Source organism: Spongiibacter tropicus DSM 19543, assembly GCF_000420325.1.
Taxonomy (GTDB): Bacteria; Pseudomonadota; Gammaproteobacteria; order Pseudomonadales; family Spongiibacteraceae; genus Spongiibacter; species Spongiibacter tropicus.
In genome coordinates this window covers 314,790-328,043 of the sequence record NZ_ATUS01000002.1, presented here as the reverse complement: position 1 = coordinate 328,043, position 13,254 = coordinate 314,790, and the positions used below count along the sequence as shown (strand labels likewise).

Sequence of the window (13,254 nt, the reverse complement as noted above, 5' to 3'; positions counted from 1 at the left end):
GTTCAGCCGTTGACGCTAGGCCACGGCACAGCCGGGCAGTGCGGTGACCGGCTGCAGACGCTGGTCGCGCCGGTGAGTGACGGCATCGACAAACTCCTGACCCCACAGCGCAATGTCGTAGCGACAGACAATTTCATAGGCTTCACTGAGTCGGTCGCGGGCTTCGCTGCGGCTCATTGCCAGCGCGTAGTAACAGGTGTCTGCAAGCTCCTGTGGATGATGGGGATTGGCGAGGATGGCGCCGCGCAGTTCGGCGGCGGCCCCGGCAAACTCTGACAGCACCAGCACGCCGCTGCCATCGGTCAGGCCCTGAGTCGCGACGTATTCCTTGGCCACCAGATTCAAGCCGTCGCGCAGCGGGGTAATCCACATCACATCGGCCATGGCGTAGTAGGCCACCAGTTCTTCAAAGGGCAGCGAGCGGAAGAAGAACTGCAGGGGTGTCCAGCCCACCCGCGAGAAGCGTCCGTTGATCCGGCCCACGGTTTGTTCAATCTGCGATTGCAGCTCTTCGTAAATCGTCATGCCCTCGGCGGCGGGCACGCAGACCATGAGCAGCGTGACCTTGCCGAGCAATTCCGGATGCTCGTTGAGCATGCGTTCATAGGCATCGAGTTTTTCGATAATGCCTTTGGTGAAATCCAGTCGCTCTACCGACAGCACCATGCGCGTGCCACTCAGTTCTTCGCGCAGGGATTCCATGCGAGCCTGAATGTCCGTGTTGGCCAAGGCGCTTTTCACCCGGTTCAAATCCAGCCCGACCGGGTGGGCGCCGAGCCCGATGCGACGGTCGTTCACTTTGATCTCGGTGCTCATCTCGTCGAGGCCAACCGCGCAGCCGTAGGTGAGATAGCGCGGTGCGCAGCTCTGTTTCTCGGTGACTTCCAGTGGCGTCACGCCGCGCGCGACATCGACAAAGTTCTCGGCCTGACGCGGAATGTGAAAGCCGATGTAATCACAGTGCAGCAGGCTGCCGATAATATCGCGGCGCCAGGGCAGCACATTGAACACATCCGCCGACGGGAAGTAGGTGTGGTGGAAGAACGCAATGGTGACATCCGGGCGCAGCTCACGCAGGTAGGCGGGCACCATCCACAGGTTGTAGTCGTGAATCCAAACCACGGCATTTTCCGCTGCTTCCTGCGCCGCCCTCTCGGCAAACAGGCGGTTCACCTTGAGAAAGACCTGCCAGTGTTCGTCGCGAAAGCTGGCGCGCTCCCAGAAGGTGTGAAGCGTGGGCCAGAAGGCCTCCTTGGAAAATTTCTTGTAGAAGATATCCACGTCGCTTTTGCTCAGTGGCACGCGTGCGGCCACCAGTTTTTCATAGCGACTGGTATCGACATCCGTGTGGGTCTGGAAGGGGCCCTGTTCCGGGTCGTCAATCGACCAGGCGACCCAGGCACCGGAGGTGCCACCGGCAAAGAAACTCAGCAGAGTGGGAATGATGCCGTTGGGGGATTTGGGGCGGCGGCGGATCAGCTCACCGTTTTCCACCACTTCCTCATAGGGAAGGCGGTGGTAAACCATGACCAGATCTGATTTGCCGGATTTCACATTGTCCGGCACTTCGGCTTCGATACCGGCATGACCGAGAAAGCCGAAGTGTTCGAAGGCCTCGAGAATGCCGCCACAGCCGGGGCGTTCGGCGTGATAAATCCGCGCCTGATGCTCGGTTTGCTCCAGCAGTTCGCGCTCGGACTCGCCCACGCAAACGCCCTTGAATCCCTGCTGGTACATCGACAGGTCATTGAGGGTGTCGCCGGCCACCATCACCAGTTCCGGGTCGATACCAAGATGCTCCACGAGCTGTATCAGCGTGCGACCCTTGTTGACGCCGCGGGGCAGAAAGTCGAGGTATTTGCCTGCCGAAAACAGCACGTCACAGTTCAGCGATTCACCGATGGCAACCAGCTCGTCGGTGACGGCACTGCGCTCGCAGAAATAGGAGACACGACGTTCCTGTGGCACCTCTTGACGTTGTAGCCCCTCTATACTTTCCAATGCAGCTTCGATGGTTTGGGCGCCGGGCCAGAGGGCATCGATACTGCCTTGAATAGGCTGCACGGCCTGTCGGGATTCACCGTGGACCACGGTGCAGCCCACGTCGCAAATAATGTAGTCCGGCTCGGGAATCGTCGGGTCGGACAGCAGGGGGATCACCGATTCCAGACCGCGTCCGGTGACAAAGGCCAGTTGAATATCGGGGTGAGCGGAAATGAGCTGGTACAGTTTCAGTCGGCTCTCCGGATCACCTGCCAGAAAGGTGCCGTCGAGGTCCGTTGCAAGTAGCATTGATCACTCCTGTGTTGTGAAACAGTGTCCAGGAGCTTAGCGAAGCGCTGCCGCTTAGCGGCACAGTTAGAGTGGCTGCACAGCAAGGCTTTGCTAAACCCCGGGGCGATTATTCGCCGATTTTTCGGTGGCCCTGAGGCTTTCGTCCGGGGCCGATCCGAGGGGGTTGAGAGTCCCTTGTGTCTCAAACAGGCTGCAGAAATCATGCCGGGCGGTGGAAAACGGCGCGGGTGGCGTGCTTAAAAAACGCGCGATCGCCGATGAGCCGTGGCGATGGAGCGAGTCGCCAGGCCGTGTTTTCGCCGCCGCTATCAGTGGGGCTGCGCACAATCACTGTGCGAAAAAACGCTTATGCAACAAAATGTTGCGAAAATTGGCGGCCATACTGGCGGCGTATGGCTGACCGGAAAACAATGACGGGATCGCGCGTTGTAATGGAAAAACTGGCAGAAAATCTCTGGCTGGTCGACGGGGAAACTGTGTCGTTTCTGGGCCTGCCTTATCGCACACGGATGACGGTTATCCGGCTGAGTGATGGCGGCCTCTGGGTGCACAGCCCGGTTCGCCACAGCGCTGAACTGGCAGACGCGCTGGCGGAGCTGGGCCCGGTTCGCTATCTGATAGCGCCCAATGCGCTGCACCATCTGTTTTTGAAAGACTGGCAGCAGCACTGCCCGGCTGCGGAGGTGTACGGCACGGCAAAAGTCATGGCAAAGCGGCCGGATATTCACTTCACCGGCGAGCTTGGCAATGAGGCGATGCCCTGGCAGGCGGAGATCAATACGCTCATGTTTACCGGCTCCCGGGCGATGGAGGAGGCGGTGTTTTTTCATCGAACGTCGACCGTGCACTTGGTTGAGAACTTCTCACCGGAGGCCTTCCGCCCCTGGCAGCGCGTGCTGGCGCGTCTTACTGGCATCGTTGCCCCCCATGGCAAGATGCCGCTGGACTGGCGTTTGAGCTTTCTGTTTTCGCGGCGGCTTGTACGTCAGCACCTTCAGCAGATACTGGCCTGGCAGCCCGAGGTGCTGGTCATGGCTCACGGGGAGATTGTCCGTGACAACGCGACGCAGTTTTTGCGGCGCGCGTTTCGCTGGTCGGGCCTGCGCTAGCTGTCCGGCATCCACATTGAAGGCCGCGTGGAGCGGTGTATAACAGGCAACACCATAATAAATTGAGATAAAGGAACGGTGTATGAAGCAGGATATTCGGTTTGATTCTCAGGGCAGCTCCTGTGCCGCGTGGTTTTTTCAGCCTGATACCGAGGGGCCGTATCCGATTGTGGTCATGGCCCACGGGCTGGCGGCCATCAAAGAGATGCGTTTGGCTGCGTATGCCGAAAAATTTGCCGAGGCGGGCTATGCCAGTCTGGTGTTTGACTACCGTCATTTCGGCGAGAGTGACGGTGAGCCCCGGCAGTTGCTGGACGTAAAAAAACAGCATCAGGATTGGAAAGCGGCGATTGAGTTTGCACGTCAATTGCCCGGTGTTGATCCCAAGCGCGTGGTGCTGTGGGGCACCTCTCTGAGTGGCGGTCACGTGCTGCAAGTGGCATCGGAAGTGCCCGGTATCGCCGCCGTGATGGCGCAGGTGCCCCATCTCAGTGGTGTTGCATCGCTGGGGATGATCAGCCTGCCAAAGATTCTGTCACTCACCCTGCACGGCAGTTACGATACGCTGCGCGGAATGCTCGGCTTGTCACCGCACTATATTCTGTCCAGCGGTGAGCCGGGGGAACTGGCCATTATGACCTCGCCCGGCGAGTCTCAGGGCTACCTCGAGCTGGTGCCCGAGGATCGCCAGTTGGACCGCCGTATTGCCGCGCGCTTTGCCACGTCGGTGGGCCTGTATTCGCCGATAAAGGCACTGTCCAAGCTCTCGATGCCGGTGCTGATGCAGGTCGCTACCGAAGACGTGACGACCCCGGCCAAGCCCGGCATCAAGGCGGCGCCGAAGTACGCCAATGTTGAGCTGCGGGAGTATCAGACCGGGCATTTTCAACCCTATGTCGAGCCGATGTTCAGCCGCATCGTAGGAGATCAGTTGGCCTTTCTAAGCACCGCTGTGCCCTTGTGAGCCGCTTCGCGAAGCGCATTGCGCCCTTTGTGGAGGTGGAGCTGGCCGCTGCCGAACAGGCACGCGGCCAAGGGCGTGTGCGTGAGGAGTTTGCCTATCTGGAGCGGGCCCATGTGCTCGGGCAGGCTTCCACGTACTGGCATGTGAAGGTGCATGTGCTCATGCTGCGCTGGGCGTGGCGCAATCGCGCCGCGAGAGAGGGGTGGGGACAGTGCCTCAGGATTATCGGCGCGGCAGCGCTGACGGCGCCCGGCTGGATACCACAGGGAAATACCGGCGGGGCCAATGTCAGCCCCGTTAAACCGATGCCGTTGCCGGCGGACCTGGCGGCAAGTATTCGCACGGCGACATCATCAGAGGACTGATGGGGCGTGATCGTGACCGAGAGTATTGAACTGGAAACACCGCGCCTGACACTCGGTCAGTGGCGCGACGAGGACTTGCCGGTCTTCGCTGAGCTCAACGCCGATCCGGAGATCATGCGTTATTTCCCTAGCTGTTTAAGCCGAGAGGACAGCGATGCCATGGCCGCACGCTGCAAAGCCTTGATCGCCGACAATGGCTGGGGGTTTTGGGCTGTGCGCTTGCGCGACAGCGGCGCCTTTATCGGTTTTGTCGGTCTGAATCGCCCCATTGTCGAGCTGCCATTTTCGCCCTGCGTGGAGATCGGCTGGCGACTGCACAGCGCGTATTGGGGAAAGGGCTATGCAACGGAAGCCGCCCGGCGAGCGCTGGCTTTTGCGTTTACTGACCTGGCGCTGGACGAGGTGGTTTCGTTTACCGCGACCAGCAATACGCCCTCTCAGGCGGTGATGCAGCGACTGGGTATGCGCAACACCGGTCGCAATTTTCTTCACCCCGCCGTCCCCGCCTCACATCCGCTTGAGGAGCATGTGCTGTTTACCCTTGGCGCCGACGAGTGGTTCGCCAGCCAGCACTAAGCAAAAACCAATAAGCCTGCGGGCTGTGCTACAGTTCCTGTCAGCGGGAAACCGCCTTGTCATTTGTGAAGTGAGGACGACCTCACCGCTCCAACTCAGTCGGGGACGGCCCCATTACAGGAGAATGGGCCGTGAACTGGTTACTGTTATTGGTAGCGGGCTGCTTTGAAATCGCGTGGGCCATCGGCCTGAAATATACCGAAGGATTTACCCGTCCCTGGCCAACACTGTTAACGGTGTCCGCCATGATTATCAGTATTGCCTTGCTTGGACTGACCATGCGTACCCTGCCGGTGGGTACCGCCTATGCGGTGTGGGTCGGCATTGGTGCTGCGGGTACCGTGTTGTTCAGCGCGGTGCTGTTCGCGGAGCCCGTCGATCTGATGAAGGGCGCCAGTCTTGTACTGATCATGCTCGGTGTATTGGGTTTGAAACTGTCCGCCGGTTAGTGTGTGGTGCCGGGCTCATCGGGCCTGAATAACGAACGAGATTTGTGTCGCTATGCTTGCGGTAGTGTGGATGTTGGGCGCGCTGGCGTCTTTTAGCCTGATGGCAGTTGGCGCCCGCGAGCTTAGCGGCGAGCTGCCGGTATTTCAGAGCCTGTTTTTCCGCAGCGTCATTGGCCTGATTGCTATCAGTCTGGTGGTGTTGCTGTCCGGCCGACGCCAAGGCCTGAGCACTCAGCGACCGGGTCTGCACACCCTGCGTAATGTCTTTCATTTCGGCGGCCAGTACGGTTGGTTTGTCGGCATTGGCCTGTTGCCACTGGCCGAGGTGTTTGCGCTGGAATTTACGGTGCCAATGTGGACGATGCTGATTGCCGCGGTGACGCTGGGAGAGCGCATCAATGGTCGAAAGCTGTTGTCGATAGGCTTGGGCTTGGTGGGTGTGCTGATCATTGTTCAGCCAGGGCTGGCCGTGGTGAATACCGCGTCACTCATCGTCATTGCTTCCGCCATTTGCTATTCAGCATCGCACACCGCGACGAAAGCACTTAGCCGCAGCGAGCCGGCACTCACCATTCTGTTTTACATGTGCCTGATCCAACTGCCCATTGGCGGCATACTGGCGCTGCCGCAATGGCAATGGCCGGTAGGCTCGCAATGGGGATGGCTGCTGGTGATTGGTCTGATGGCCTTGTCGGCACATTTCTGTATGGCGAAGGCCATGGCGCATGCCGAAGTCTCCACCGTGGTCACGCTGGACTTTCTCCGCTTACCCCTCATTGCCTTGATTGGGGTTGTGTTCTACGCCGAACCCTTCGAGGTCGCTATTCTGCTGGGCGGTGCGCTGATGATGACCGGGAATATGCTCAATATCGCCGCTTCGCGCCGCCGCTAGGTTGTCTGCTTATGATCAGGGCTGGCCGATAAAGAATGGCTGGCCGCTTTTACACTTCGCTTAGGGATTCGCGCCGGGCCGTATTGCCGCCCATCGTCATGCCGTTGCATCACGACGGGCGGCTGACCGTCAGCTTGCCTTGGGATGAAGTTTCACCGGCATCGCCGCGTAGCCGTGCACAAAATTGGAGTGCACGCGCTCTGGCTCAGCCAGCACTTCCACTCGCTCGAAGCGCTTCAGGATTTCCTCCCAGGTGATGCGCAGTTGCATCTCGCCCAGACGGTTGCCCATGCAGCGGTGAATGCCGAAGCCGAAGGACAGGTGGTGACGGGCTTTGGCGCGATCCACCAAGACCCGATCGGGATTGGCGATCACCCGCTCGTCGCGGTTGCCGGAGATATACCACATGACCACTTTGTCGCCCTTGCGGATTTTTTTGCCGCCCAGCACGGTGTCGCAGGTGGCGATCCGGCGCATATGAGCGAGTGGCGTTTGCCAGCGGATGATTTCCGAGACCATATTCGGGATCAGCGAGGGGTCGCGGCGCAGCTTGTCGAACTCCTCGGGAAACCGGTTCATGGCGAGCACGCTGCCGGTGATGGAATTGCGGGTGGTGTCATTGCCGCCGACGATCAGCAGACCGAGGTTACCCATGAACTCCGCCGGGCGGTTGATCATGTCGCGGGTATCCTCGCTGGCCTGTAGCAGGCTGATCAGGTCGAAGCCCGCTGGCTGTCCCGCCTCGCGCTCGGCGGCCTTGCGCGCCCAGATCGCCGAAAAGGCATTGACCATCTCGGCGAGGGCGGCGAAGCGCTCTTCCTTGCTGGCCTTGCCGCCGGACAGTTCGGGGGCGGCGGTGGAGATGTCGGACCAGTAGGGCAGCTTGTGCCGTTCTTCGTAGGGGAAGTCAAAGATGGTGGCCAGCATCTGGCTGGTCAGTTCGATGGAGACCGTCGAAACCCAGTCGAAGGCTTCGCCTACGGGCAGCTCGTCGAGGATGGCGCCGATGCGCTGCCGGATCAGGGCTTCCATCGCTTGCAGGTTGCGCGGTGCGACGACGGACTGCACGGCGGCGCGCTGTTCGTCGTGCTTGGGCGGGTCCATGGAGATGAAGTTCTCAATGGGCAGATCGGGGTCGAGGTCGCCGATCATGATAAAGGGTTCAGAGGAAAACACCTGATGATTGGTATCTACCGCGACAATGTCGTCAAAGCGGGTAACCGACCAGAACGGCCCAAAGGGGCTGTCGGCAATGTAGTGAACCGGGTCTTCATCGCGTACGCGCTTGAAGTACTCTTGCCAGCGGTTCTGGGAAAACAGGCGAGGGTCGCTCAGGTCGATACTGTCCAGCGGGACGCTGTAGGGGTCGCGCAATTCGCTGTCATGCAGCGTGGTCAGTGTGCTCATGCTGTGGGCTCCTTGTTGTTATTGGCTTGTCGTTGGCGCTGCCGGATTTACATTTGGAATTCGGGGATATGAACCACCAGACCATCGAGTTGGGGTTCCAGGGTGATCTGGCAGGCGAGCCGGGAATGGTCGTCGCGCTCAGGTGTCTGGTCGAGAATCATCGACTCGATATCGTTGGGCGCGCCCACCCGTTCTCGCCATTCCGCGGGAACCTTGATGTGGCAGGTGCCGCAGGCGCAGCCGCCGCCGCAATCGGCGTCGATGCCGGGGACGGCATTATCGACCGCGGCCTGCATCAGGCTGCTGCCCGCCGAGGCGCTGACTTCATGTGGGGTGCCACCGTGCTCAATCAGAGTCAGGCGAATCATGACAATCTCTCCTTATTAGAATGCTGTGTGCGAGCTGATTATTGGGGGATGGGGCGCGTGTTGCCTGTCATTTTCGGACTTGATATGGTCATTTCATGACAGTCTCAGCAAATGCCCTGCGGGCCGCTGTGCCCGCCCGTTACTACATCGAGCTACCGCGTCTGCTGGGGCGGCATGGCATCAATGCGGCCGAGGTATGGGATGCTGCGGGGATTTCGCCGACACTGCTGAATGACCCGGAAGCCCAACTGAGTCTTGAAGAACTCGAGCGGCTGGTCTCGGCGCTTATGGGCATTGGCGGTCGCGATCTGCCGCTGGAACTGGGGCGTTCCATCCGCCTGCGCAACCACGCCCTGGTGGGTTACGCCATGCTTTCCAGCCCGACGGTGGACTATGCCATGCGTCTCACATCGCGCTTTTTTCGTCTGGTGTTTCCCGCCTTCCGAATGCAGTACCGCGTGACCCCGCAAGGGGCGGAGATGCGGTTTTTGCCAACCCTGGCGATGTCCTCCGATTGCCTGGCCTTTCATATCGAGATGCTGGCCGTCGCGGCACTGACGGATGTGCAGGAGCTGATTCAGGGCGCGCTGCCCCATTACGATTTGGAATTATCGATTCCCGCACCATTGCATCGGGATCGCTATCATCAGTTGATGCCTCAGGCGCGTCTGCACTTTGCGGCCTTGCCTCATCCGGGGTTGTGCCTGCGCTTGCCCACCAGCATTCTCGGGGAGGAGCCGGCGATGGCAAACGCGGCCTCGCTGGCTGTGGCCGAGCAGCGCTGCCGACAACTGGTGGATCACATTGTCAGCAGCGGCAATATCGGTGCCTGGACGCGAATGATGCTGCGCGAATCCAACGACGGCTTGCCCAGTATTGAAGAGTTGGCGGCCACGCTGAATATCAATAGTCGGACACTGCACCGCCACTTAAAGCGGGAGGGACTGGTGTATCGGCAACTTTGTGTGGAAGAGCGCAGCAATCGCGCCAGACAACTGCTGGCGGGAAGTCGCCTGTCGATCACCCGTATCGCCCAGGAACTCGGATACAGCGATGCCTCGAATTTCACCCGCGCATTCCGCGCTGCCGTCGGCTGCAGCCCCAGTGATTATCGGGCTGAATACGGTGTGGCCGACAGTCTATCGACGCAAAACTGAGCCGCATTGATGCCGGACGCTCATCCTTTTCTGCCAGGTCACATTGTCTCTTTCTGAATGTTTCTGGCGGAAAATCGCCATCAGCCTTAGCTAGGGTATACATTGTTAAAAACGATAAAAACAAGCAGTCCTTAGAGGTTGATAACACCATGGCGAAACCGATTCATAAGATCGCAGTCAGTGCGAAGCTGACGTTATTGTTGGGCTTTTCGGCGAGCGCGCTATCGGCGCCCATGCTGGAAGAAGTGATTGTAACGGCGCAGAAACGCTCTGAAAGCACCCAGGATACCCCGATCGCAATCACCGGTATGACCGGCACCCAACTCGAGAAGCTCGGCTTGACCAGCGCCAATGATATTTCGGCGCAGGTCCCCAATATGCAGGTCAGCAGCCCCTATGGCGATGTGCAGCCGATCTTCTCCATTCGCGGCGTAAGTATGTCGGATTACAGCTCCAGCCAGGCCAGTCCGATTGGGGTGTACAGCGACGAAGCGTATATGGGCGCGGTATATACCCACGGCATGAGTTTCTTTGATGTAGAGCGTCTGGAAGTGCTGCGCGGACCGCAGGGCACTCTGTATGGCAAGAACACTACGGGTGGCGCGATTAACATCGTTACCAAAACGCCGATGGTCAACGACCCGCTGGCGATCAACCTGAAGCAGGGGCTGCGCAATTACAACGGGCACTCGGGTGAATATGGTATTGAGGGCACGCTGATCGAGGATCGTCTGGCCGCGCGGCTGGCGTATTCCTATTCGCGGCGCGATGGCTACGTGGAAAATCGTCTGGGTGGACCGGATTTATCGCAGATGGATTTTCAGGCCGCGCGACTGGTGCTGAATATGCAGTTTACTGACGAGCTGAGCATGGTGTTCAAATACACCCGCGGTGAAAACGACGCCTTGGCGAATGCCAGTCGCAATGAACCGCGTGGTGACCTGTCGAATAATTCGGGGATTCCCGGACTGGGTTCGCTGTTTGATGGCACCGGCGTTGGCACGTACGACCATCCTAACAATGGCTTTATTGACAACACTGGCTATTCTCGCCCGGCTGAAGGCTTGGGCTACAACGAAGTGGAGGATAACTTCACCGGGCCGTTGACGGTGGGCCTGGACCAGATTGTTAACAAGCTGGAATATCAAACCGATGCGTTTACCTTAACCGCCATCACCTCGGCCAGTATTTCTGATTACGGCCAGCGTCAGAACGTCGATGGAAACCCGGAAGAGTTACTGGAAATTATCTGGGGTATGGAGACCGAAGCCTTCAGCCAGGACCTGCGTTTATCCACAACACTGATGGACGATTTTGATCTGATTGTCGGCGCGTACTACGCCACCGAAGATATGAAACTGCACAACAACTACGCGATATACGGCACACCGCCGGATACGCGAGTGGCGGCAACCTTTCCGGGGGTCGGTGGCTACTATCCCTATCTGCTGGATTTTGGCGCTATCGATCAGCGTATGGACACCGAGAAAACCAGCTATGCCATGTACTCGCAATTGCGCTGGAACGTCACGGCAAATCTGGGCGTCGACGTGGGCCTGCGCTACACCGAAGATGAAATAGAACTGACCTATCTGAACGTATCCCGCCTGGGTTACGACGGCGAGCCGCGAGGCACATGGGTGCCGGGAAATACCACCGGTGTGGATAATATCTTCATTCCCCTCAATGTCGGTGGTCAGAGTCCGTTTGAGCCGACAGAGATTATCGTCGCGTTGTTGGAAGGCCGCATTGGCTTGAGTGATTTGTTAGAGACGGCGCAAACGGGCTACACCCATGGCCCTTACACCACCGATTCGGCGCCGCGTATGACTGCTGTGGAGAGGGAGTGGACGGGCAAAATCGGGGTCGACTATCGCTTTAATGAGCAGTTGATGGCCTATGCGAGCTACAGCCGAGGTTTCCGCGCGGGTAATTTTAATGCCGGGGTATATTACGAGCCCCGTGAGTTTGAAAACGCCTACGCGGCACCTGAATATCTCGATGCCTATGAGATCGGCATAAAATCCGACTTCTTCGATCGTCGCGCGCGGATTAATGCCGCCTTCTTCTACTACGACTATACCGACCAGCAGTTTATTAACGTTGTCGGCGTGTCGAATTTTCTGGAAAACGCCGGCGGCTCCAAGGTGGTGGGCTTTGAGTCGGAAATGCAGTTTGCCGTTACCGACAAGCTGATGGTTCAGATGGGACTGGGTATTCTGGAAACCGAGTACACCGAGTTGAGCCTGGCGAATTCTCAAACCATGAATAACGACGATGACATGGTGGATCTGGCGGGTAATGAGCTTATCTCCGCACCCAAGATCAGCGGCAATATCTCGATCGATTACGAAGTCTTCAACATCGATGCCGGATATCTGAGCCTGAATGTGAATGCCAACTATCAGGACGATCAGTGGTACAGCGCCTATAACGACAAAACCGGCTATGACAATATTCGGCAGGAAGCGTATGCCTTGTACAACGGTCGGCTAACCTGGTTCGGCGCGAGCGAGGACTATACTATTGCGCTGTGGGGCAAGAACCTGACTGACGAACAATACGACAGTTACGCGATCAATTTGCAGGCGGGCTTTGGCTTTGATTATTTTCAGCAGGGCATGCCACGAACCTACGGTTTGGAAGTGACCTACCGTTATTAATGAGCCGTGTTTTGATTGGATGAGTCTTAATTGGTCAGGTATTGATTGATAGCTATCGACGGATCGTATGTCCGCGTCGTCGGTGCCGATGACATAAGGAAATCCCTATGCGGGGCGAAAACACGATTCAGCTGAATGACCTGTTAATTCAAGGTGTGCGCTGCCGCGTGGCGCAGGTCGGCGATACGACGAGCGATGAAGCGGTGGTGTTTGTACACGGCAACCCCGGTTCACGCTTTGACTGGTACGGCGTGCTGCCGCAGGTGGGGGCGTTTTCCCGCGCGGTAGCACCCTGCATGCCGGGCTACGGTGAGGCCGACCATCCCGCCGAGTTTGACTACACCGTCGAGGGCTACGCCCGCTATCTCGACGCGATGCTCAGCGAGTTGGCTATCGAGAACGTTCATTTGGTGCTGCACGATTTCGGCGGCCCCTGGGGCCTTCGCTGGGCGGCAGATAATGTCGAGCGGGTGAAGAGTGTGGTGCTGACCAATACCGGTGTGCTGGAGGCGTATCACTGGCACAAATATGCCCGTATCTGGCAGATCCCCATACTGGGAGAGCTGTTCCAGTTATTGACGATTCATCCGGTGCTGCGGCTATCGCTGAATCTCGATAATCCCAAACCCATGCCGCTGGAGTTCACCCGGCGCATGGCGTCACACAGCGACTGGGGACACAAGCGCGCGGTGCTGACGCTGTATCGAAACAGCCGCAGCACTGGCGCACTGTTCGAGTTGGTAGCCTCGGCGTTGAGCGGAAGGAATATTCCCTGCCGGGTGATCTGGGGGCAGGGAGATTTGTATATTCCCCACGAGTATGCGGAGCGACAGAAACGGTATTTTGATGCCGAGGTGATCAGCTACCCCGACAGCGGTCACTGGCCCATGATTGATGAGCCGCAGCGCTATGCCGACGACGTGCTTGAATTTCTGCGGAAGCAGTGCCTGACCATCGCGTAGTCCCAAGGGGCTGGCGACGACCGCTCGCCGTGCCAGCCCCGCCTCTT

At 58.5% G+C, this 13,254-nt stretch carries 12 protein-coding genes; 9 read left to right on the top strand and 3 right to left on the bottom strand.

The genetic code is table 11. The features are described from left to right. Nucleotides 1-15: 15 nt before the first annotated feature. Nucleotides 16-2,292 carry a glucosylglycerol-phosphate synthase gene (gene ggpS / locus G411_RS0113185; protein ID WP_022959690.1) on the bottom strand — a complete coding sequence of 759 codons (2,277 nt, stop codon included), beginning with the start codon at nt 2,290-2,292 and terminating at the stop codon, nt 16-18. Between the two features lie 434 nt (nt 2,293-2,726). Here ggpS and G411_RS0113175 point away from each other — a divergent pair, with 434 nt between their 5' ends. The 6 genes from G411_RS0113175 (at nt 2,727) to G411_RS0113150 (ending at nt 6,650) form a co-directional block, all read left to right on the top strand. Then, complete coding sequence (locus G411_RS0113175; RefSeq protein ID WP_022959688.1) at nt 2,727-3,404, top strand: DUF4336 domain-containing protein; 678 nt, start codon at nt 2,727-2,729, stop codon at nt 3,402-3,404. Between the two features lie 82 nt (nt 3,405-3,486). Continuing rightward, complete coding sequence (locus tag G411_RS0113170; RefSeq protein ID WP_022959687.1) at nt 3,487-4,368, top strand: alpha/beta hydrolase; 882 nt, start codon at nt 3,487-3,489, stop codon at nt 4,366-4,368. Next, nucleotides 4,365-4,733, top strand: a complete 369-nt coding sequence (locus G411_RS0113165; RefSeq protein ID WP_022959686.1) for a DUF3703 domain-containing protein — start codon at nt 4,365-4,367, stop codon at nt 4,731-4,733. Before G411_RS0113170 ends, G411_RS0113165 begins: the two co-directional genes overlap by 4 nt. 12 nt (nt 4,734-4,745) lie before the next feature. Then, nucleotides 4,746-5,309 (top strand): GNAT family N-acetyltransferase, encoded by a 564-nt coding sequence (locus G411_RS0113160; RefSeq protein WP_028968429.1) that lies wholly within the window; start codon nt 4,746-4,748, stop codon nt 5,307-5,309. A 131-nt stretch (nt 5,310-5,440) separates the two neighbouring features. Then, a complete protein-coding gene (locus G411_RS0113155) occupies nt 5,441-5,758 on the top strand; it encodes a DMT family transporter (protein ID WP_022959684.1) in 318 nt (105 codons plus the stop codon). A gap of 52 nt (nt 5,759-5,810) precedes the next feature. Further along, nucleotides 5,811-6,650, top strand: coding sequence for a DMT family transporter (locus G411_RS0113150; protein ID WP_245542386.1), 840 nt, complete (start codon nt 5,811-5,813; stop codon nt 6,648-6,650). 129 nt (nt 6,651-6,779) lie between these two features. On the opposite strand, the gene G411_RS20425 is transcribed toward G411_RS0113150, so the two are convergent. Together G411_RS20425 and G411_RS0113140 are read right to left on the bottom strand one after the other, a co-directional pair. Then, nucleotides 6,780-8,057: a cytochrome P450 gene (locus G411_RS20425; RefSeq protein ID WP_022959682.1), complete on the bottom strand. Its 1,278-nt coding sequence runs from the start codon at nt 8,055-8,057 to the stop codon at nt 6,780-6,782. 47 nt (nt 8,058-8,104) lie between these two features. Continuing rightward, nucleotides 8,105-8,425, bottom strand: a complete 321-nt coding sequence (locus G411_RS0113140; protein WP_022959681.1) for a 2Fe-2S iron-sulfur cluster-binding protein — start codon at nt 8,423-8,425, stop codon at nt 8,105-8,107. Between the two features lie 95 nt (nt 8,426-8,520). On the opposite strand from G411_RS0113140, the gene G411_RS20420 reads away from it, so the two are divergent. The 3 genes from G411_RS20420 to G411_RS0113125 all read left to right on the top strand — a co-directional run bounded on the left by G411_RS20420 (nt 8,521) and on the right by G411_RS0113125 (nt 13,207). After that, nucleotides 8,521-9,582, top strand: a complete 1,062-nt coding sequence (locus tag G411_RS20420; RefSeq protein WP_022959680.1) for an AraC family transcriptional regulator — start codon at nt 8,521-8,523, stop codon at nt 9,580-9,582. Between the two features lie 149 nt (nt 9,583-9,731). Then, nucleotides 9,732-12,245 (top strand): TonB-dependent receptor, encoded by a 2,514-nt coding sequence (locus tag G411_RS0113130; RefSeq protein WP_022959679.1) that lies wholly within the window; start codon nt 9,732-9,734, stop codon nt 12,243-12,245. Between the two features lie 107 nt (nt 12,246-12,352). Beyond that, nucleotides 12,353-13,207 (top strand): alpha/beta fold hydrolase, encoded by an 855-nt coding sequence (locus G411_RS0113125; protein ID WP_022959678.1) that lies wholly within the window; start codon nt 12,353-12,355, stop codon nt 13,205-13,207. The last annotated feature ends 47 nt before the right edge of the window (nt 13,208-13,254 follow it).